Annotated in this window: 20 protein-coding genes; 4 read left to right on the forward strand and 16 right to left on the reverse strand. The window is 71.1% G+C overall.

What is annotated here, in order from left to right; translation table 11 throughout:
• Position 1: 1 nt before the first annotated feature.
• From AB0I04_RS09585 to AB0I04_RS09595, 3 genes are read right to left on the reverse strand one after another with little or no spacing between them, the layout of a single operon-like run.
• Entirely contained in the window at positions 2–919 is a 918-nt protein-coding gene (locus AB0I04_RS09585; protein ID WP_360881510.1) for a carbohydrate ABC transporter permease, read from the reverse strand.
• The gene (locus tag AB0I04_RS09590; protein WP_360881512.1) at positions 916–1,806 is read right to left on the reverse strand and encodes a sugar ABC transporter permease; all 891 of its coding nucleotides are present in this window, start codon (positions 1,804–1,806) and stop codon (positions 916–918) included. Before AB0I04_RS09590 ends, AB0I04_RS09585 begins: the two co-directional genes overlap by 4 nt.
• Positions 1,807–1,814: 8 nt before the next feature.
• Entirely contained in the window at positions 1,815–3,083 is a 1,269-nt protein-coding gene (locus AB0I04_RS09595) for an extracellular solute-binding protein (RefSeq protein ID WP_360881514.1), read from the reverse strand.
• Positions 3,084–3,270: 187 nt separating this feature from the next.
• Here AB0I04_RS09595 and AB0I04_RS09600 point away from each other — a divergent pair, with 187 nt between their 5' ends.
• Positions 3,271–4,362 (forward strand): FCD domain-containing protein, encoded by a 1,092-nt coding sequence (locus AB0I04_RS09600; RefSeq protein ID WP_360881516.1) that lies wholly within the window; start codon positions 3,271–3,273, stop codon positions 4,360–4,362.
• A gap of 6 nt (positions 4,363–4,368) precedes the next feature.
• On the opposite strand, the gene AB0I04_RS09605 is transcribed toward AB0I04_RS09600, so the two are convergent.
• The 10 genes from AB0I04_RS09605 to AB0I04_RS09650 all read right to left on the reverse strand — a co-directional run bounded on the left by AB0I04_RS09605 (position 4,369) and on the right by AB0I04_RS09650 (position 12,811).
• On the reverse strand, positions 4,369–4,851 hold the full coding sequence (locus AB0I04_RS09605; RefSeq protein WP_360881518.1) for a S26 family signal peptidase: 483 nt from the start codon (positions 4,849–4,851) through the stop codon (positions 4,369–4,371).
• Positions 4,848–6,680 (reverse strand): ABC transporter ATP-binding protein, encoded by a 1,833-nt coding sequence (locus AB0I04_RS09610; protein ID WP_360881520.1) that lies wholly within the window; start codon positions 6,678–6,680, stop codon positions 4,848–4,850. Before AB0I04_RS09610 ends, AB0I04_RS09605 begins: the two co-directional genes overlap by 4 nt.
• A 3-nt stretch (positions 6,681–6,683) precedes the next feature.
• Positions 6,684–7,205: a hypothetical protein gene (locus AB0I04_RS09615; RefSeq protein ID WP_360881522.1), complete on the reverse strand. Its 522-nt coding sequence runs from the start codon at positions 7,203–7,205 to the stop codon at positions 6,684–6,686.
• Complete coding sequence (locus tag AB0I04_RS09620) at positions 7,205–7,711, reverse strand: MauE/DoxX family redox-associated membrane protein (RefSeq protein WP_360881524.1); 507 nt, start codon at positions 7,709–7,711, stop codon at positions 7,205–7,207. The genes AB0I04_RS09615 and AB0I04_RS09620 overlap by 1 nt, the downstream gene beginning before the upstream one ends.
• A 73-nt stretch (positions 7,712–7,784) precedes the next feature.
• Positions 7,785–7,952, reverse strand: coding sequence for a hypothetical protein (locus AB0I04_RS09625; protein WP_360881526.1), 168 nt, complete (start codon positions 7,950–7,952; stop codon positions 7,785–7,787).
• A gap of 249 nt (positions 7,953–8,201) precedes the next feature.
• The gene (locus AB0I04_RS09630; RefSeq protein WP_360881527.1) at positions 8,202–8,825 is read right to left on the reverse strand and encodes a carboxymuconolactone decarboxylase family protein; all 624 of its coding nucleotides are present in this window, start codon (positions 8,823–8,825) and stop codon (positions 8,202–8,204) included.
• A 56-nt stretch (positions 8,826–8,881) separates the two neighbouring features.
• Positions 8,882–9,175, reverse strand: coding sequence for a hypothetical protein (locus AB0I04_RS09635; protein ID WP_360881529.1), 294 nt, complete (start codon positions 9,173–9,175; stop codon positions 8,882–8,884).
• Positions 9,176–9,416: 241 nt separating this feature from the next.
• Positions 9,417–10,286, reverse strand: coding sequence for an SDR family NAD(P)-dependent oxidoreductase (locus tag AB0I04_RS09640; RefSeq protein WP_360881531.1), 870 nt, complete (start codon positions 10,284–10,286; stop codon positions 9,417–9,419).
• Between the two features lie 123 nt (positions 10,287–10,409).
• Positions 10,410–11,402: a potassium channel protein gene (locus AB0I04_RS09645; protein ID WP_360881533.1), complete on the reverse strand. Its 993-nt coding sequence runs from the start codon at positions 11,400–11,402 to the stop codon at positions 10,410–10,412.
• Between the two features lie 182 nt (positions 11,403–11,584).
• Entirely contained in the window at positions 11,585–12,811 is a 1,227-nt protein-coding gene (locus AB0I04_RS09650) for an MFS transporter (protein ID WP_360881535.1), read from the reverse strand.
• A 244-nt stretch (positions 12,812–13,055) separates the two neighbouring features.
• Between AB0I04_RS09650 and AB0I04_RS09655 the strand changes: the two genes are divergently transcribed.
• Complete coding sequence (locus AB0I04_RS09655; protein WP_360881537.1) at positions 13,056–13,925, forward strand: polysaccharide deacetylase family protein; 870 nt, start codon at positions 13,056–13,058, stop codon at positions 13,923–13,925.
• A gap of 32 nt (positions 13,926–13,957) precedes the next feature.
• Here the strand turns inward: AB0I04_RS09655 and AB0I04_RS09660 are convergent, their stop codons facing one another.
• Positions 13,958–14,737: a 3-hydroxybutyrate dehydrogenase gene (locus AB0I04_RS09660; RefSeq protein ID WP_360881539.1), complete on the reverse strand. Its 780-nt coding sequence runs from the start codon at positions 14,735–14,737 to the stop codon at positions 13,958–13,960.
• A 189-nt stretch (positions 14,738–14,926) separates the two neighbouring features.
• Entirely contained in the window at positions 14,927–16,906 is a 1,980-nt protein-coding gene (locus tag AB0I04_RS09665; protein ID WP_360881541.1) for a sialidase family protein, read from the reverse strand.
• 156 nt (positions 16,907–17,062) lie between these two features.
• Between AB0I04_RS09665 and AB0I04_RS09670 the strand changes: the two genes are divergently transcribed.
• Positions 17,063–18,283, forward strand: a complete 1,221-nt coding sequence (locus tag AB0I04_RS09670) for a sialidase family protein (protein ID WP_360881543.1) — start codon at positions 17,063–17,065, stop codon at positions 18,281–18,283.
• 140 nt (positions 18,284–18,423) lie between these two features.
• Here the strand turns inward: AB0I04_RS09670 and AB0I04_RS09675 are convergent, their stop codons facing one another.
• Complete coding sequence (locus tag AB0I04_RS09675; RefSeq protein ID WP_360881762.1) at positions 18,424–19,203, reverse strand: FCD domain-containing protein; 780 nt, start codon at positions 19,201–19,203, stop codon at positions 18,424–18,426.
• Positions 19,204–19,346: 143 nt separating this feature from the next.
• On the opposite strand from AB0I04_RS09675, the gene AB0I04_RS09680 reads away from it, so the two are divergent.
• The gene (locus AB0I04_RS09680) at positions 19,347–20,957 is read left to right on the forward strand and encodes an ABC transporter substrate-binding protein (RefSeq protein WP_360881545.1); all 1,611 of its coding nucleotides are present in this window, start codon (positions 19,347–19,349) and stop codon (positions 20,955–20,957) included.
• The last annotated feature ends 47 nt before the right edge of the window (positions 20,958–21,004 follow it).

Raw genomic sequence — 21,004 nt, forward strand, 5'->3', positions numbered from 1 at the left:
GTCAGCCCTTCGTCGCACCGGCCGTCAGGCCGCTGATGATGTGCCGCTGCATGATCACGAAGAAGACGAGGAGCGGCGCGATCGCGAGCAGCAGCGTCGGGAAGACGACGGTGTAGTCGGTGGAGTACTGGCTGACGGCGGCGTAGACCCCGGTCGTGACCGTGTACAGTCCGCTGCCCGGACCGAGGATGATCTGCGGGTTCACGAAGTCGTTCCACACCGAGAAGGTGTTGAGGATGACCATCGTGGCGACCACGGGCCGCATCAGCGGAAAGATGATCTTCCAGAAGACGCGTAGCCGTCCGGCGCCGTCCACGGCGGCGGCCTGGTCGAGCGTGACCGGGATGGTGCCGATGTACCCGGCGTACAGGAAGATCGAGAACGGCAGCGTGAGGGACGTCTCGAACAGGACGAACCCGCGGATCGTGCCCATCAGCCCGAGCGTCTTCAGGACGTACACCACCGGGATAACCAGCACCTGGCTCGGGATGAACGTGCCGGCCAGGAAGACCAGCAGCAACGCGCGGTAGCGGCGGCGCGGGCTGCGGGCGATGACGTACGACACCGGGCCGGCCAGCACCACCGACAGCACGTTGACCGCGACCACGAAGAGGATCGTCACGGCGTACCCGCGCGCGATGTCGAACTCCGGGTTGTGCAGCGCGTGTCCGAGGTAGCGGGTGGTCAGCGAGCCCAGGGGCAGGCCGAACGGATGCTCGAGGATCTGCTGCTGCGGCTTGAACGCGTTGACGACCAGCACGTACAGCGGCGTGAGCATGAAGATCGCGACGGCGCCGAGGAACAGCGGGCGCCACACCCGGCGCGGACGGCGGGCACGCGACCGTACGGTGCCGGGCGGCTCCGGCGGAGCGGTCGCGGTACCCGCCGGGGCGTCGATGGTGGTCAGGCCCTCGCTCACGAGTACACCGCCATCTCTCCCCGCCGCCGGAGGCGGGTGACGATCAGGGCGAGCGCGGCGGTGACGACCATGAGGACCACGGACTGCGCCGAGCCGAACCCGAGCCGGTTGTCATGGAAGGAGTTCCACAGGATGAGGTAGGCGACCGTCTGGGTCTGGCCGGCCGGCCCGCCCGCGGTCAGCGAGACCACCAGGTCGTACGTCTTGAGCAGCGTCACCAGGGACAGGACGACGTTGACGGTCACGACCGGCCCGAGCGCCGGCAGCGTCACGTGCCGGAACACCTGCCATCGCGACGCGCCGTCGATCCGGGCCGCCTCCACGAGTGACGCGGGGACGGCCTGCAGCCCGGCGAGGTAGAGGACGACGTTCACCCCGAAGCCCGCCCAGATCAGGACGGCGATCATGGTGACCACCGCCCACGTCGGATCGGACAGGAACGGCAGGACGTCTCCCCCGTGCGCGGTGACCAGGCTGTTCACCGCGCCGGTGGTGCCGAGGATGGCGCTCCACAGGAAGCCGACGACGAGCGCGCTGAGCACGTGCGGGTAGAACAGCACGACCCGCAGGAAGCGGTTCGCCCGGGAGGAGCCGTTCACCAGGACCGCGAAGCCGAGTCCGAGCAGATTCATCCCGGCCGTGCCGACGATCGCGGCGAGCAGGGTGACGGTGGCGGCGTGCCGCATGACGGGGTCGCCGAACAGGTGCGCGTAGTTGGCCGTCCCGACGACGTGCGGCCGGGCGCTGTAGCCGTCCCAGTCGGTCAGGCTCAGGTACACCGCCAGCCCGACCGGGACGACCAGCATGACCGCGAACAGGACGGTGGCCGGCGCGACCATGAGCAGGGTCGCGAAGCCCTCTCCCCTGCGGCTCGGTTTCGTGCGCATCGCGTGGGTCATGAGCGCGACGCGACCCACTGGTCGACGGCGGCGGCCACCTTCTCGGGTGAGCGTCCGACGTACAGCCCTTGAACCTGCGTGTTCCAGGCGTCATTGAAACCGTTCGGCAGGGTGTCGTCGCCGTATCCCTCGCCCTGGGGGACGGTGGCGGGCGCGGCGTCGAGGATCTGCTGCACCTGGCGTTCCAGCGGGGTGAACTTCCGGTCGAAGCCGGGACGGAAGTTCCCGTCCTGCTGGAGTTGGCTGGTCACCGCGCTCTTGTCGGTCACCAGCCACTGGACCAGCTTCAGCGCCAGGGCGCGGTGCTTCGCCGACTTGAGGATCATGTACGGCGCGGCCATCGTGGCACCCTGCGGCCCCGGGCTCCGCTGCCCGGTCTGCACCGGCGCGGCGAACACGCCCACCTCGAAGTCCTTCTTGGCCGTCGCCTCGGCGGCGGTGAACCAGCTGCCCATGATGTACATGGCCGCCTTGCCGGCGAAGAACCTCGTCTGGGAGTCCGGGTACTTCAGGCCCATCGCGTTCTTGTCGACGTAGCCCTGCGCGATCCAGCTCTTGTAGAGCCTGAGGTACGGCAGCAGCGACTCGCCGGCCTTGAGGTGCCCGGCCTTGATGTCCTGGTACCACTGCGGGTGGCTCTGCGCCAGCGAGGGGTCGGCGAGCTGGAGCAGCTGCAGGCCGGTGACGAAGTCGCCCGCGGTCTGCAGCGGAAGGTAACCGGCGGCCTTCAGCCTCCCCATGTCCTGGGTGAGCTCGTCGAGCGTCTTGGGAGGCTGCTGGATGCCGGCCTTGGCGAAGGCGGTCTTGTTGTAGAAGATCAGCGACTGCGCCTGCTCGCCCACGCCGACCGTGTAGATCCGGCCGCCGACCGCGGCCTGCTGGGCGAGCGGGGTGCCCTTGACCCACGGCTGATCGGTGAGGTCGAGCAGCTGCGAGGCGCGGGTCGGGTCCGCCATCAGCTGCTCGACGACGTCGGGGGCGTTGCCGGCCGCGAGCTGCTGCGGCAGCGTGTCCGCGACCGACTTGCCGGTCGGCGCCTCGATCTTGACGTGCACGCCGGGGTGCGCCCGCTCGAAGGGTTTGACGAGCTCGGTCCAGTAGCTCTGGGTGAGGTTCGGGGTGATGTTGACGAGCATGCGGACGGTGCCCTTGTCCCCGCCGCCGGAGGTGTTCCCGCCGGAGAACCCGCCGCCTCCGCCGCAGGCGGCCAGGGCGAGGGACAGCAGGGCTCCGACGGCCGCCCGGCTCACGTGTCGTGGACGCATCACGTCTCCTCCGTTGAGGCCCCCGGAATTGAACGTTTTAACGGGTCACTCATCGAGTAACGATTCGTTAATAGATCGCCGTGGCACGAGGTGTCAAGCATTACGCCCACATGACAAGGCGTGGACGCCCGTGTTACCGTCGGCTATCGAGTCGTAAGTCTGTGTGCATGGACGGTATTCTGAATCGATGACGACCCACCCCAAGACCTCCCTGGTGCTGAGCGACAGCGACCGCTCGACCCTCCTGGCGTGGGGTTCCCAGTCCGACGGCGCCCTCGCCCAGCGCAGCCGGATCGTGCTCGCCTGCGCCGAGGGACTGTCCAACAAGGACGTCGCCGCCCGGCTCGGCGTCAGCCCCGCGACCGTCGGCAAGTGGCGCGACCGGTTCACCGAGCGCGGCCTCGACGGGCTGGCCGACGCGCCCCGCCCCGGCCGTCCCCGCAGCGTCGACCGGCGGGAGGCCGAACGCCTCATCGCCGCCGCGCTCGGCACGGCCGAGCGCGGCGGCCCGGTGCCCTCCACGCACTCCCTGGCCCGCAGCCTCGGCCTCTCGCAGTCGACGGTGTCCCGGATCTGGCGGGAACTTCAGGACGCCCCGCCGGACTCCCCGCCCTCTGCCCCGGAGGTCCCGCTCGGCACGGACGACGACCTGCTGCCGCGCGAACTGCTGTCCGACCGGGTCTACGAGCGGCTCCGCCGCTCGATCGTCGACGGGGAGCTGACGGCGGGCGAGCGCCTCATCGAGTCGGAGATCGCCCGGCGGCTGGGCACCAGCCAGGCGCCGGCCCGGGAGGCGATAAAACGGCTGGTCCACGAGGGCCTGGTCCGCTACCTGCCGCACCGCGGCAGCTACGTCGCCGAGATCTCCGAAGAACAGGCCCGCGAGGTCCGCGACGTCCGCGTCCTCCTCGAGGAGCACGCCGCCCGCGGCGCGGCCGTGCGGATACAGCCACCGATGCTCGACCGCCTCGGCGAGGACGTCGAGGCGATGCGCCGGGCCGCCGGGCGCGGTGACATCGGCGGCTTCCGCGACGCCGACATGGCCTTCCACCGCCACGTGTGCGCCGCCTGCGGCAACGGATTCCTGCTGCGGGTCTGGCGCATGATCGAGCCGAACCTATGGGGCCTGCACGTGCTCGGGGACCCCCGTTACTCCGGCGACTGGGCGGCCATGGCCGACCACCACGCGACCCTGGTGGCCGCGCTCTCCCACGGCGACCCGGACGAGGCTGGACGGCTCTTCGCCGCCCACGCCCGCGGCGAGTCCACGCGGACCTGACGCGGCTTACGAAGACGCCGTGGCCGAGGGGCTCATGTCATCGGTCCGTGCTCCGGAGAGACGCCGGATCACGACGCCGACGAGCAGGTCGCGGTCCAGGAAGCCGTAGTGACGGGAGTCCCAGCTGGTCCCGCGGTTGTCCCCCAGGACCACCAGGTGGCCCGGCGGCACGATCGTGCCCGCTATCGCTTGTATGTCGGGGTCCTCCCAGTCGGAGGGCAGCCGATCGCCCGGCACGGCCACGACCCGCTTGATGAGGTACTCCCCATCCCCGGCCGTCCGCCCGCCCGGCAACTCGGGGTAGGCGAAGACGACCAGCCGGCCGGCCCGCACCCGCTTCGTCCTCCGGACCAGCACTCGCTCGCCCGACCGGAGCTCCGGCTCCATGCTGTCGCCGTCCACGGTCGTGATCAGGAGGCCGTAGCGCACCGCGAGGAGCGCTGCCCCGCCGGCGAGGAGCGGCACGACGATCACGAGGATGACGGTCACTCGGCCTCCCGGTATCCGGCGGCCTGCAGCTGGAACAGCCCGGCGTAGTCGCCTCCCGCGGCGAGGAGCGCTTCGTGCGTCCCCTGTTCGGCGATCCGTCCGTCCGCCAGGACCACGATGCGGTCGGCGTCGCGCACCGCGCTCAGCCGATGGGAGATCAGCAGGCTCGTCCGGCCCGCGCGGTACTCCCGCATCAGGGTATGGACCTCATGCTCCGCCTCGGGGTCCAGGCCCGAACTGGGCTCGTCGAGGATCATCAGGTCCCGGTCGTCGCGCAAGAACGCCCGGGCGAGCGCGAGACGCTGCCATTGGCCCCCGGACAGGACGACGCCGGTCACCGGGTCGTCCTTGTCGGCCCCGATCATGAACATGCGGGTGAGCGGCGTGCCGTACCCCCGGGGCAGCTCGGCGAGCCGGCCGTGGATGCCCGCGCGCTTGGCCGCGTCCTCCAGCCGGCCCGCGTCGTCCAGGGCGGTCAGGTCGCCCAAGGCGATGTTGTCACCGGCCGTCATGTCGTACTTCATGTGGTCCTGGAAGACGGCGCTGATGCGCTCGCGCAGCAGCTCCGGCGGGATGGCGCGCAGATCCACTCCGTCCCAGAGGATCTGCCCCTTCGTCGGGTCGTACATCCGGCACAGCAGCTTGACCAGGGTGCTCTTCCCCGCTCCGTTCAGGCCGACGAGCGCGACGGCGTGCCCGTAGGGGATGGTCAGGTCGAGGCCGCGCAGTACCCAGGGATGGTCGTCGCTGTACCGGAACCACACGTCCCGTAGTTCGATGCCCTGCCGCAGCCGGGGTGCGCTCCCCTGCTCCGCGCGCGGCAGGTCGGGCTCGGCCCGGACGACGGCGACGTAGTGGCCGAAGGCCAGGAGCCGCCCGTGACCGCTCGCGATCGCGGAGGTCAGCGACGCCAGGGCGGCCTGAACTCCGATGACGCCCGCGAGGAACATCGAGACGTCTCCGACGCTGAGCTGGCCTCGGCGTGCCGTCATGATCGCCCACCACAGCCCGGCTCCGGCCACGGCCGCGCTCAGCGCGGTCAGCCCGCCCTGGGCGCGCAGCTCCCGGCGGTCCATCCGATCGTGCGCCGCGTCGGCGCCGCGCCGCTCGTCGATCATCCGGCCGCGCAGGAACGCGCCGATGCCGAACAGCCGGATCTCCGTGGCCGCCGCGACTCCGGTGAGCAGTTGGCTGTAGAAGTACTCGCGGCGGTAGTACTGCTCGACGGCCCACTCCATCGCCGACCGGCGTCGCGACAGGATCAGCTCGGCGACGAGCGCGGGAACGGCTGAGAGGAGCACCAGGGCCGTCATTGCCGGGCTGAGGACGAGCAGGGATCCGATGAACCCGACGAGCGACAGCCCGCCTCCCAGGACGCTGCCGAGGCCGTCGACGAGCTCCGCGACGCGACCGGTCCCGTCCTGGGCCAGCCGGAGCCGGTCGAGGAAGGCCGGATCCTCGAAGTTGCGCAGGCCCACCTGTCTCTCGGCCGCCGCGAACAGCCGCTCGGTCGCGGCCCGGCCGGCGGACCGGCCGATCCGTGCCCTCAGATAGCGGACCGTCACCGGCAGCGTCGCGGCGACCAGTCCGGTGACGATCATCCCGAGCGCCGGCCCCGCGACCGCGCCGTGCCGGACCGTCAACCGGTCGATCACCAGTTTCGTCAGCCAGGCGGTCGCGATCGGCGCCGCGGCCGACGCGACGGTCAGGATGAGGAACCCCGCCAGGTCTCCCGTCGCCGCACGCCACAGGAGCGCGAACGCCTCGGCGGCCGAGGCGCGCAGCTCCCGCAGGCCGAACCGGTGATCCCCCTCCGGGGCACCGGTCACCGCTCAGGCCCTGCCCGCGAGGTGCCGTACGGGGAGCTCCTCCATCCGCGCGCCCGTGGCCGCGATCCGGTGGTCGTCGCCGACCAGGTACAGCGCCGGGGTCCAGGTGTTCTGGAACGCCCGCGCCACCGGCCCGCCGTCCAGCTCCGCGGTGACGACCCTGGCCACCGGGGTGAGCGCGTCGACCGTCTCCTGGTCGTCGCCGCCCACGACCGCGAGGACGTTGTCCCGGCCCAGCTCCCGTGCATGTTCGACGAAGCTCGGCAGGAGCGTGTGGCACGCCTCGCAGCCCGCGGAGAAGAAGCCGACCACTCCGGTGAGGGTGTCGTGGGACAACGGCTCACCGGCGGTCGTCACCGCGGTGAAGTCCCCGGGCGCGGACCCGGGTCCGAGATCGAACGGCAGTCCCGGGTTGTGGCCCTGGGCGGCGTCGGCTCTCAGCCGGCGCAGGATGCCGATCGTGAGCATCAGGTTGAGCAGGCAGAGGAGGCCGAGCAGCACGACAGCGGCGGTGAGATAGGCCATCAGGAACTCCTGGCGAACAGGTCGACGATGTCGTCGAACACGACGATCAGGGCCGCCCCGACGAGGCCGCCCGCGACGGCGACCGCGAGGCCGGGCGTCATCGGAAGACCGCTGGGGGCCGCCCCGCCGAGCGCGGCGGCGACCAGAAGGGTGGCGTTGCGGACGAGGTGACGGGGGGCGATCGGCGTGCTGGAGGCGCCGAAGCACCGGCAGGGAGCCCGGCGCCCGTGCCGCAGGGCGACGGCGATCGCGACGGTGAAGGCCATGAGGAGGATTCCGGCGAGTCCGAAGCCGTACGCGGTGGCCGGCGGGACCAACAGGAGGACCGGGATCGCCGCCTCGGCGGCGACGACGGCCCGGGCGAGCGGCCGGACCAGCCGGGCCGGGACCGGAGCCAGGCCGGGAAGCGATCGTTCGAACCCGCCGAAGTCCCGCAGCTTGGACACTGCCGAGGCCACGAAGACCAGGGCGAGCAGGCTGGCGCAGGCCGCCCTCACATACTCCATGAACCCATGTCTCTTCTCGCGGACCGCGCGGGCGGCGGCATCGCACCGCCGCCCGCGTGATCGGAACGGGTCGTCAGCAGCTGCTGCGGACCTTGGACCACTCGCAGCCGGTCTGCGGGCAGCAGAAGCGGTACCAGTAGCCGGGGTGGCCCGCGGCGTTGCAGAAGTAGGTGCCGCTGCACGCGGAGGCGGTGGCCTTCGGCGCCGCCTTCTCGATGATCCGGTCGATGAGACGCATCATGGGGTTCTCCCTTGGGACGCGATGGTCGAAATACGGGGACAAACGTCGATCGCACCCTGCATGGAGCGCGCGTTCCACGCAGGTGTGCCTCACGACCTTTCGTGGCAGCCCGCATTCTCCGGAAAAATGCGGATTGTGGCCGCAATCGCCGGTCTGGCGACGCTCGGGCACAGCCACATGATCATCTAACGAAGATCAAAGATCAACACCTCGCGCGGGAGGATTCTCGGGCCGAGAGACGGTCCCCCGTCAGCGGCGCCGTCGTGGGTCGGGCGGGATGCGCAGGGCCGTGATGACCGTCGCCAGCATGTCGTAGTGGGCGGCGAGCATGATCAGCTCGATGCTCTCCCGCTCGTCGAGGTGCGCGCGCAGCCCGTCCCACGCCGCGTCGCCGAGGTCGCCCTCCGCCTGCAGGGCGTCCACGGCGGTCAGGATGGCGCGCTCCCGGGGCGACCAGCCGTCGGCCTCGGGCCCCTCGTCAGTGAGCCGAGCGAGGTCGCCGCGGGTGACCCCGGCCCGAACGCCGAGCCGTACGTGATGGTCGAACTCGTAACGGCAGCCGCGCAAGTGCGCCACGCGGAGGATGACCAGCTCGGTCTCCCGGCGGGGCAGCACGCCGCCCGGCATCAGCCGCCCCGCGAACCGCAGCCAGCCGCGGAACAGGCGGCGGTGCCGTCCGAGGACCCGGAACAGGACGGGCGGCTCCGTACCGACGCGCCACCCCGCCAGGTAGGCGAAGATCCAGGCCGGCGTGCCGAGGTCACGGCGTGCGCCGGGCGCGACGCGCGGGACCATGCCGGTGGCGGCGCCTCCGGGCGCCGGGTGCTCGACGCCGGAGTCGTTCTCGGCGGTCGTCCGATCACGTCGTCGCATGCGATCAGCAATACACGAACGCATGTGTCCGCGATAGCTCCCGCCGTACAAAATGATCAGCCCGCCGCCGCACCGAAGTGCTCGACGATCCCCCGCGCGTAGTAGGGCTCCCAGTCCTCATCCGGGCTCTCGGCGGCGTACCGCTTGTCCAGGCTCACCAGCACGTAGACCAGCTCGCTGCGGACCGGCTCGGCTGCCAAGAGCTCGGGCAGCTCCGAGAGCCGGATCAGCCAGTCGGCGTACCAGGAGGCCCAGTCGTCGTCCACGCCGTCCGCGATCCGATAGACGCGGTGGTGGACCTCCCCGGCCTCGTGCAGCAGCTCGCGCACAGCCTCCGTGGTCGTGTCCATCGTCCCGCCCCGAACCGATCGCGGCGCGTCCGGCGGCCATCGTCCCGACGCGCATTCATGAGACCGGCCCTTCCGGTGGCGTCGGGGCAACCTCGGGTACAGGCCGGTGACCTGGACCTTCCCCACTCCCCGGGCGCCGGTAAACCTCACCCGACGCTGGAGACGATCAGTTCACCCGGTCCGTCGGCCGCGGCGTATGGGCCTCACCACCCGATGGGCGTCGGTGAACCCGACCTCCCGATCAGCCCGGCCGGTCCGTCGGCTGCGGCGTCGTGAACGCCGCGTCCTCCTCGCCGGCGATCCGCAGCGCCCGCTCCACCCGCGACCGTACGGCGACGTCGAACACCCGCTGGGCAGCCATGCGCCCGTGCAGGACCGGTCCGACCCAGCGCGGGGCGTGGACGCGGCGGGCGCGCGTGGCGATGCCGTGCTCCAGCGCGTCGATCCCGGCGCTGAGCGGAGTCACCCCGGTGAATCCGCCCCGGCGACCCTGCAGCGCGGCGGTGGCACGCGTGCCGAACCCGCGGTGGGTCATGTCGGTGTCCAGTTCGGCGAAGTACGCGACGCCGACCCGCGCACCGGTGTGCCGCAACTCGATGCGCAGCGTGTCGCCGAGGGCCTCCACCGCGGACTTCGACGCGCTGTAGGCCCCGAGCAGCGGGGCGCGGACGGCGGCGGCCAGCGAGGCGACCGCCAAGACGTAGCCGTTCGGATGGGAGATGTACGGGCCGGCCGCGCGCAGCGTGTGATAAGTGCCGAAGACGTTGACCCGCATGGTCGTCTCCAGGACGCCGGGGTCGCCGTCGAGGATCGGCCACTGGCAGGCGACGCCCGCGTTGGCCACCACCACGTCCAGGCCGCCGAGTTCCTCGACGAGCCCGTCCACGGCCCGCTGGACGCCGTCCCGGTCGGTCACGTCGCAGGGTCGCCACGGCGCGTCCCCGCACGCGCCGGCGACGGTCGCGAGACCGTCCGGCTCCAGCCCCGCGAGGGCCACGCGGGCTCCGCGGGCGTGCAGGCGGCGGGCGAGCGCCGCCCCGATGCCACGCGCCGCCCCGGTGATCAGCACCCGCCGACCGTGGAGGAGCATCCGGTCGTTCGGTCTTCGCATAGACCAGCAATACACGACGTTGATCGCGATATCCCGATCGCGTCGGCATCGGGATGGCCGAATGCGGCCTTCGTGCTGACGTGGTTCGTGACGGGGACGGCACCGTGGTGCCGGCGGGCGGCGTCAGGAGGCGCCTTCGACCTTGTTCCGCAGCGCGTCGAGCTGGGCCGGCGCGCCGAACGCGATGAGGGTGGCGGGTGGTTCGAGCGGCGTCTCCGGAGGCGGATCGGCGAGGAAACGGCCCGTGTCGGTGCGGATCGCCAGCAGCAGCACGCCGGTGCTCTCGCGCAGCGCCGCCTCCCGTACGGTGCGGCCGGCCAGCGGCGACTCCGGGCGGATCTCGACCTGCTCGATCTGGAACTCCAGCGTCTCGTCGTGCATGACGACGTCGAGGAACTCCGTGACCTCCGGCTGGAGCGCGAAGGCCGCCATCCGCCGTCCTCCGATCAGCTGCGGATTGACCGCCCGGTCCGCCCCAGCGCGCAGGAGCTTGGACTTGGACGACTCGTTGCGGGCGCGGGCGATGATGACCAGGTCGGGCCGCAACGCCCGGCTGGACAGGGTGACGTAGACGTTGTCGGCGTCGGTCTCCAGGGCGGCGATGAGCGCGGACGCGCGGGCGATGCCCGCCTCGTGGAGCACCTGGTCCTCGGTGACGTCGCCGACGATGTGCGCGTGCTCGATGCCCGTGAGCCGGTCGGGGTTCCGGTCGATGACGACGATCTGGTGACCCATCGAGGCGAGGTACTGCGCACTGGCCTGCCCGACGCGTCCCCAGCCGCAGATGATGACGTGGCCGGACATCCGGCCGATCGCGCGGTCCATGCGGCGCCTTTCCAGGTGAGCCCGTACGTGTCCTTCGAGGAGCGCCTCCAGCACCGTGCCGAAGGTGTACAGCGCCGTGCCGACGCCGACCAGGATCACGAAGATCGTGAAGATCTCCCCGGCGGTCGTCAGGTGCCGGATCTCGCGGTATCCGACGGTCGAGACGGTGGTGACCGTCTGGTACACCGCGTCCAGCGGGCTGAATCCCAGGAGCATGTAACCGAGGGACCCGCCGACGATGACCAGCACCAGGCACGCGACCGCGATCTGAAGCCGGCGCACTGTCTCCACACGCCAATTGTCACCTCACCGTGCCGTCCCGACACGGTGAGGCACGGAGCGCCGGACCGCGACGCGACGGCGCAGGGCGGGCTGCGCGGCGGCCACGGCCGGCGCCCGGCGGGCCGTACGGCGTCCTGCGCGCTGCGCCCGGCCCCCGCGAGCTCGCCGAGACCGTCGGCGCCTGGCGGCGGCTATGCCGCGTCGGGCACCGGTTCGCCGCCGGCCACGGGCACGGGCCCGGCGGCCGGGACCGCGGGCCGCCTGCCGCGCCGCCAGATCGGGGCCGCGAGCAGGACCACGAGGAGTCCACCGGCGCCGGGGAGGATGAACGCCCACCGGCTGCCCCAGTCGTCGATGATGGTGCCGGTGACCGGGCCGGCGATGGCCAGGCCCAGCGTCATCGCGGTGCCGTGCAGGCCCGTCGCCTCGCCACGGGCCTCGGCGGGCACCCACCGGCTGAGGGTGTCGATCGTGGTGGAGATGCCGGGAGCGCACAGCATCCCGGCCGGGAGCAGCACGAGGCACACCACCCGCCAGTCGCCGAACAGGCCGATCGGCACGGTGAGAGCGGCCATGGTCCCGACCATCACCAGGGGTGAGAAACCGCGGGGCAGCGCGCCGTAGACGAACCCGCCGGTCAGCGAGGCGATGCCCCATACGGCGAGGGCGAGGCCGGTCCACCGGGTCGCGGCGTCGGCCTTGAGCACCGCGACCACGCCGAGTTCCGTGGCGGCCAGCACGAACGTCAGCGCGCACGTCACGGCGAGGAGCGCGAGCATCGCAGGGGTCAGCCACTGCCGGCGGCTCACCACGGCTCCGCCGGCCTCGGGCTCCCCCGCGACGCGAACGGGCGGGTCCAGTATCAGCAGCGCGACGCCGGACCCCACCATCCCTAGCCCGACGAACGTCATGGTCCAGGCGCTGCCGAGCGCGGTGGTCACGGCGACGGCGAGTGCCGGGCCGGTCATGTAGCAGATCTCGACCAGCATCGAATCGAGCGCGTAGGCGCTGCGGCGCTGCTCGGCCGGGACCGTGGCCGCGAGGCACTGCCGGACGACGCTGAACACCGGCAGCGCCAGCACGCCGTCGGCGAACGCGCCCGCGACCAGCGGCCAGTACGGCAGGAACGACGCGGCGATCCAGAACACCAGTTGGGCGACCGTGGTGACCGCCAGGACCGGCCGGAGGCCGCGCCGGTCGACGAAGCGCCCGGCGATGGGAGAGCCGACGGCCACTCCGGCGGTCGCGGCCGCGCCGACCAGGCCCGCCTCCAGGAAGCCGAGCCGCAGCCCGCCGACCACGTGCAGGGTCAGCGTCAGCCCGGTGGCGACCACGGGGATCCGGGCCACCAGTCCGACGAGCAGCAGCGTCCGGACGCCGGGGATGGACAGCACCCGCCGGTAAGGCTCGACAGTCATAATGATCACTTACCTCCACGACGCAGTATGGCAGCGAGCCGCAGGCCCGGAAAGTGAATTTCGCCGCCCGGACGGAGCACCCGGCGCGGGCTCATCACGACTTCCTGACAACGCTCGTCAATCGGGAGTTCGGACGGCTCGGCTTCGCGGTATAAGCACCACGACGGGGCTGGCCGCCCACGGTCCCCGCTGTTCGGCGCCGGGGTCCGGGCCGTTCCCAGGGCTGCTAAAACGGGGGCAAAAGGTGACGAGTGACGAAAATGATAAAAATAGCAAAGGTCAGGAAAATGATCGGGCGGGTATTCGTCATCGGCGGTGGTTCCTGCCGGCCGCCCTCGGATTGGCCGTCGTGGTGGGCGGTGCGGTCGGCGCCGGGGTCCTCCGGCTCACCGGCTCACACCCGGCCGAACACCGCTCGGCCGTCCAGCGCCGAGCGGTGCGGCCACGGCAGCCAGCCCAACCCAAGGTCGACTGCCATGTGCACAAGTGCATCGCGCTGACCTTCGACGACGGGCCGCTCGCCGAAACCACCCCGAAGCTCCTCGACATCCTGAAGGCCCACGGAGCGCACGCGACGTTCTTCGTGCTCGGCATGCAGGTGGCGGGCAATGAGGAGGTGCTGAAACGGGAGGTCACCGAGGGCCACCAGGTCGGCAACCATACGTTCGACCACAAGAAACTCGTGGGGATGCCGAAGGCGAAGGTCGAGGACGAGCTGATCCGCACGCAGGAGGCCATCCTCCAGGCGACGGGCACGACGCCGACGGTGTTCCGCCCGACGTACGGATCCACCGACAAGCAGTTGAACGACATCACCAAGGAGATGGGCCTCGCGCAGATCCTGTGGACCGTCGACACGGTGGACTGGAAGGACCGCAACACCGCGCTCGTCCAGAAACGCGTCCTGGCCGGCGCGAAACCGGGCCACATCGTGATCATGCATGACATCCGGCCGACCAGCGTGAACGCCGTCCCCGACATCCTGACGACCCTCACCAAACAGGGCTACGCCTTCGTGACGATCTCCGAACTGTACGGCGGCAAGCTGACGCCGGGCGAACGCTACCCGGCGTTCCTCGGCTCACCCATCGCGGGCCCGGCCCCGCCGACGTAATCCACGTCCCGCCGTGGGAAGGGCGTCGCTTGTCAGTGCGCGGTCCAGCCGCCGTCCATGGTGAGCGACGCCCCGGTGATCATCGACGCGTGCGGTGAGCAGAGGTAGGCGACCATCTCGGCGACCTCCTCCGGCTCGATGAGCCGCCGGATCGCGGCCCTGGCGAGCATGACCTCGTCGATGACCCGGTCGGGCTCCATCCCGTGCGCGGCCGCCTGGTCGGCGATCTGGTGCTCCACGAGCGGAGTGCGGACGTACGCCGGGCTGACGCAGTTGGCGGTGACCTCGTGCTCGGCCGCCTCCAGCGCGATGACCTTGGTCATCCCCTCCAGAGCGTGCTTGGCGGCCACGTAGGCCACCTTGTACGGCGAGGCCACCCGGCCGTGGACGGAGGAGATGCCGATGACCCGGCCCCATCCTCGGTCGTACATTCCGGGGAGCGCCCGCCGGGCCAGCCGGAACGGCGCCTCGACCATGATGCGCTGCATCCGCGCGAAGACGTCCGGGGGGAACTCCGTGACCGGCGCGACGTGCTGCAGGCCGGCGTTGTTGACCAGGATGTCCACGTCGCAGTCGACGGCCTCGACCGCCGCGGCGTCGGACAGATCGGCGGCGACCGCCCGGCCGCCGATCTCCCGCGCGGCGGTCTGGGCCTCCTCCTCACGCAGGTCGACGATGACGACCTCGGCGCCGGCGGCCGCGAGCCTACGGGCGCAGGCCAGCCCGATCCCGCCGGCCGCGCCGGTCACGAGGGCCCGGCGGCCGGACAGGTCGAGACCGGCGGACGGCTGAGGGACGCTCGGTGGAATCACGCGTTCTCCTCCTCGTCATCGGGACATTCGGCGCGCACACGACCCTACCGATGCGGGATCGGCCCACCGTGCCCCGCGAGGCTCGGTCAAGCGGTGCGGTGAACGACGCCGTACCGCGCTCGCCGAGGCGATCCCGAGCCACCGGTGGGGTGCCCGCCGCTCCGGCGGGCACCCCGTTCTACCGAGCGGTCAGGAGACCGTCTCGAGCGGCAGCCACAACGCGAGCCGACCGCCGATCCGCTGATCGGAGGTCGCGAGCGTGTGGATCTCCGCGGGAGACAGGGCCCGCTTGTACACGCGCACGTCGTCCAGCGTGCCGTGGAACCGGCTGGCGCCGTCGACGCGCTCTCCGACGTGGATGCCGTCCACGCCGAACTCCTTGCCCTCGGTGACCGAGCCCGGCGGCACCGCGGCGGAGGCGACCTGCACCCCGTCGATCCACAGGGAGAGCTTCCCGTCGGCGCGCTGCAGCGCCACGTGGTGCCACTGGCCGTCGTTGTAGGCGTTCGCCGACTGGACGGAGATGTTGAACCGATCGACCGCGATCAACGCGTTGATCCGGTGGGACGCCGGCTCGGCCCGCAGCCACACCTGTGGCGTCGTCCCACTGCCCCACCGGTACGCCCACAGCAGCGCGTGCGTCCCGGCGGTGTCGGAGTAGCGGAACCAGGTGGCCATCGTGAAGTCGCCGCCGCCGACGTCGATCGCCGGGCTGTACGGCACCTCGACGCGATCGTCGACCCCGTCCAAGCCGAGGCCGTTGCCGAACCGTCCGGGCACGGTCTGGGCGCCGCCGCGCACGTAGGCGTCGTTGCCGCGGTGGGAGGCGTCCGGGGTCTTCGGCCCCGGCGCGGGCGGCGCGGGGATGCCCGGGGGCGTGCCGTTCGGCGTGGCGAGGTAGGCCTCGTTGAAGTGCGCCCAGCGGATCGTCTCGTACGGGCTGGCGGTGCCCGCCTCGTACAGCAGGCCGGCCTCGTCGTCGCCGAGCTTCACCATGTCCGAGTAGGCCGACGGACCCCACCAGAAGACCTTGCCCTGCTGCCAGCGCTGCCACGTGCGGGCCTCGTCGAAGGACGAGCGCACCGCCATCGCCTCGCGCGCCTCGGGGTGCGCCGGCGAGGACAGCAGGATGCGGTTGGTCCGGTCGCCCTGGTCGCGGGCGTGCATGCGCAGCGTCGAGGCCTGGACGTCCGGCAGCGTGAGGTTCTTCACGATGCGGAACGGCCGCTCGAAGGTCTCCCCGCCATCCTTGCTGATGGCGTACGCCCGGTGGCCGGGGTCGGTGCCGCGCTCACGGGCCAGCGCGTAGATCCGCCCGTCGGTGAGCTCGACGACGGTCACCTCCTGGGCGATGATCGTGCCGTCGTCGTAGGCGCTCGTCGCCCCGATGTGCCAGGTCACGCCGCTGTCGTCGCTGTAGAGCAGGTGCGTGCCGTAGGTGTGGGGACCGACCCCGTCGTAGATCTCGTAGTTGGCGCCGAGAACGAGGCGGCCGGCGTGCTTGCCCCGGGTGAGCTGGATGCCGTGCATCGGCCCGGTCGCGTACCAGAAGTTCCACTCCGGGCGTTTGCCCTCGGTCATCTCCCGGGGCGCGGTCCAGGTGGCGCCGTTGTCATCGCTCCACTGCACGTACGGGTCGCGCTCACAACCATTCGGGCAGGGGTCCGGGCCGTTGTGCGTGCTGACCACGACGACCCGGCCGGTGCGCTGGTCGACGATCGGCACCGGGTTCCCGTGCGTCGAGCCGTTGCCCTTCGAGACGACCTGCAGCGGACCCCAGGTGCGGCCGCCGTCGGCGGAGCGCCGCAGGACGATGTCGATGTTCCCGTCGTCGCCGCAGTCGGCGACGCGGCCCTCGGCGAAGGCCAGCACCATGCCGTTGGCCGCCCGGACGACCGCCGGGATCCGGAAGCAGGCGTAGCCGAACTGCTTCTGCTGGAACAGGACCTGCTCGTCGTCGAAGGGCTGTGCGGCGGTCGCGCCGGATGCCGCGGTCGCGGAGGCGGCGGCCGATGCCGCACCGGCGGGCCGGGTGGGCGCGGCGGCTCCGGCGGGCCGCGCGACGGCGAGGGAGGCCGGTGAGCCCAGCAGCAGACCGGCCGCCATCAGGGCGACGCGGCGCCAGGCGGACGGCCGGCGGCGGGGTGGTTTCTCGGAGGCGTACCTCATAGGGCTTGCCTTTCAGGAGAAGGTCGGGGCGGCGGACATCCTATGTCCTACGTTCTATGTCCACCAGGGTCTGCGGCTATTGACGCAGCTGGGAGGCGGGGTTACCGTCCCCGGACTAGATGTAGGACATCCCATGTCCACCGAAAGGGTTGAACCATGCCAGCAGTCGATCGCGGCCGGGTCAGCGCCGCGTGCGCCGTGACCGCCCTCGTGGCGGCCCTCACCGCCGGAACGTCGCCGTCCTGGGCCACTCCGGCCGGCGCCCGGGCACGGTGCGAGACGTCCGTGCCGTACACGGCGGGCACCGAGGGATACAGCGCGTTCCGCATCCCGGCGATCGTCGAGACGAGGTCGGGCGACCTGCTGGCGTTCGCCGAGGGCCGGTTCGCCGGGCTCGGCGACGCGGGCAACATCGACACCGTCGTCAAGCGGTCGACCGACGGCGGCTGCACGTGGGGGCCGCTGAAGGTCGTCCAGGACAGCGGCCCGAACACCTCTGGAAACCCCGCCCCCGTCGTGACGGCGAACGGCCGCATCGTGCTGCTGACGACGTACAACGCGGGCACGGCCACCGAGACGGCGATCCTGCGCGGCCAGGTGACGCCCGAGCAGAGCCGGCGCGTCTTCGTGCAGTACAGCGACGACGAGGGCGCCACCTGGTCGGCGCCGCGCGAGATCACCGCTGACGCCAAGGACCCGAACTGGCGCTGGTACGCCACGGGGCCGGGCCACGCGATCCGGCTGACCCACGGCCGTCACGCCGGCCGCCTGGTGGTGCCGGCGAACCACTCGATCGCCCCGCCGGCGGGCTCGTCCGACCTGGGCTCCGAGGCCAAGTACTACGGCGGCCATGATCTCTACAGCGACGACGGCGGCCGTACCTGGCACATCGGCTATGTCGACGACAACCCCGACGGCTACGTCAACGTCAACGAGTCCACGGCCGCCGAGCTGCCCGACGGCCGGGTCTACTTCAACACCCGCGACCAGAACGGAACGAGCCCCGGCACCCGCGCGGACGCCTACAGTCGCGACGGCGGCCGGACCCTTCAGGCGCCGTTCGCCCCGCAGCAGGGCCTGGTCGGGCCGGTCGTCGAGGGCAGCGTCCTGCAGGTGCGCGGACGGCAGGGCCCGCTCGTGTTCTCCGGCCCGGCGAACCCGACGAGCCGGGCCGGCATGACGTTGCGGGTCAGCGCCGACAACGGGCGGACCTGGCGGTCCGCCTTGACGTTCTCGACGCTCCCAGCGGGCTACTCGGACCTCGTCCAGCCGGACGCCCGCACCATCGGTGTGCTGTACGAGACGGGGAACGCCGGACCGTACGAGAACATCACCTTCCGCCGCGTATCACTGCGCGACCTGGGGCATCAGTCCTGAGCCGGCCGGACGGCGGGCTCCTGAGACCCGCCGTGCGCCCTCAGCCGTGATCCAGCCGGACCACGGGCTCTGGGGACCCGCTCTGAGTCCTCAGTCGTGATCCAACCGGACCGCGGCCTCCCGGGACCCGCTCTGAGTCCTCAGCCGTGATCCAACCGGGCGAGCCGCGCGCGCACTCCGGCGAAGTGCGCGCGCATCGCCGCCTCGACGGCGGCGCGGTCCCCGGCGATGACCGCCGTGTAGATGTCGCGATGGGTGCGGGCGACGTCGGCCGGGGTCTCGTCCGGCGTGCCCAGGTCGTCGCGGAGCTGGTGGTAGACCTCCCAGAACGCGCCGAGGAGCCGGCCGACGAGCGGGTTGCCGAGGGGCTGGTAGAGCAGGTCGTGGAAGAGCCGGTCGGTCTCCGGAGAGACGACGCCGACCTGCGCCTCGGCCTCCATCCGCTCGATGACGTCGCGGACGGGGGTGAGGACCTCGGCCGGGTCCGTGCCGCCGCACTCGTCGATCAGCCGCTGCGCCAGGCCGTTCTCCAGGACCTCGCGGATCTCCATCAGGTTGCGCAGGGCGTCGCGCGGCCCGATGCGGGTGTGAAAGGTGAGCTCGTCGACCAGGCCGCCGAGCGACAGCCGTCCCACGAACATCCCGAAGCCGTGCCGGATGTCGACGATGCCGACGGCTTGGAGGGCCTTGAGCGCCTCACGGACCGAGTTGCGGCTGATGCCCAGCTCCTCGATCAGCTCCGACTCGGTCGGCATCGGGTCTCCCGGCACGAGGCCACGGCGAACGATGATCTCCTTGACCGCCTCCTGTACTTCCAGTGCCCGCGTCGGTCGGCCGCCGCGCGGGGCGGGAATCCGTCGTGCGGGCGAGGGACGCCGGGCGGGCGGATCCCCGGCGGTCTGCGGATCATCGCGAAACATCAAGGACATCTCCTGGTCATTCGGGCTTGACCGGGCGCGGGTTGGACCCTAGCCTCCACCCTACTGGACGTGGGATGTAGGACGTCCAATCTGCCCGTGACGGAGACGAGCGTTACCCCCCGATACGACATGTAGGAGGCACCGTGAGCGCCCCGGTTCCCTTCAGCCGCCGTGACTTTCTGCGCTACAGCGGGACGGTGAGCGCCGCAGCGGCCGTCTCCGCCGCCCTGTCGGCCTGCAGCGGGCCCGCCTCGACGAGCTCGACCGGCTCCAGCGGGTCCAAGGACCTCGTCACCGCCGTCATCGGCTACGGCAACGACCAGACCTGGGACCCGACCATGACGGCGTCGGCGTTCGCGATGGCCGGTATCAACCACATCTACGAGGGCCTCGTCGACACCGACCCGATCACCCGCGCGCCGTACCCGGCGCTGGCCACCGCGCTGCCCGCCGACCCCAAGGCGACGACGTGGAAGTTCACGCTGCGCCAAGGCGCGAAGTGGCACGACGGACAGCCGGTCACCGTCGACGACGTGCTGTTCACCTTCGACCGCATCCTCGACCCGAAGGCGCAGACGCTCGTCTTCAACTTCTTCGCCACCTGGCTGAAGGAGGTGCGCAAGGTCGACGACACCAGCGTCGAGCTGGTCTTCAAGTTCCCCTTCCCGGACGCGCTCCCCCGCCTCACGATCGCCAAGATCATGCCGAAGCACGTCTACGGCCAGCCGGGCGGCTGGGACGCCGCCAAGAACGGCAAGTCCATCGGCTCCGGCCCGTACAAGATGGTCCAGCACAACCCGAAGTCGAACACGACGTTCGAGGCGTTCGCGGACTACAACGGCTCGCGCAAGCCGGCGATCAAGAAGATGAACTGGCTGTCCATCGTCGACGCCTCGGCCCGCGTCGCCAAGATCTCCGGTGGCTCCGCCGAGGCGCAGATCTCCGACAACGTGCCGTACGCCAACATCGACCAGCTGAAGAAGAGCGGGCTGACCGTCGAGGGCGGCAAGGGCATGAACCACATGTTCATCATGTTCAACACGGGCAAGAAGCCGTTCGACGACGTGCGGGTCCGCCAGGCGCTCCTCTACGCGATCGACACCCAGAAGATGATCGAGGTCGCGCTGAAGGGCCACGGCGCCCCGGCCACGAGCTTCCTCAACGAGCAGAACCCCTCGTACGCTCGTGCCAAGACCGTCTACTCCTACGACCCGGAGAAGGCCAAGTCGCTGCTCAAGGCGGCCGGCGTCACGAACCTCTCGATCAACCTGATGGCGGTCAACGTCAGCTGGATCGCCGACTGCCTGCCGACGATCGCCAACTCCTGGAACGCCATCGGCGTCAAGACCACCCTCGCGCCGCAGGACACCAGCGCGCTGTTCACCAAGATGGACCAGTCGCAGGACTACCAGGTGGTCGCGGCGGCCTCGAACCCCAACCAGTTCGGCCTCGACGCCGACCTCATCCTCCGCTACAACTACACGCCCGGCGGCAACTGGATGAAGTACACCAAGTGGGACAGCAGCCCGGACGCGAAGAAGCTCTTCGCGCAGATGGACGCGGCCACCCGCGAGCCGGACCAGCAGAAGAAGCTCCAGCTCACCCACGATTACATCGACCTCATCGCCGAGCAGGCCGTGCTCTACCCGGTCGTGCACACCGAGCTGATGACCGCCTGGAACGCCAAGAAGCTCACCGGCGTTCGGGCGCAGGCCTACCCCGGCATCAACCTGCTGCAGGCCAAGCGCACCTGACCGCGGACGGCGGCGGGACAGGTCCCCAGGCCCGCCGCCGTTTCCGC

Source organism: Actinoallomurus sp. NPDC050550, assembly GCF_040655075.1.
Lineage (GTDB): Bacteria > Actinomycetota > Actinomycetes > Streptosporangiales > Streptosporangiaceae > Actinoallomurus.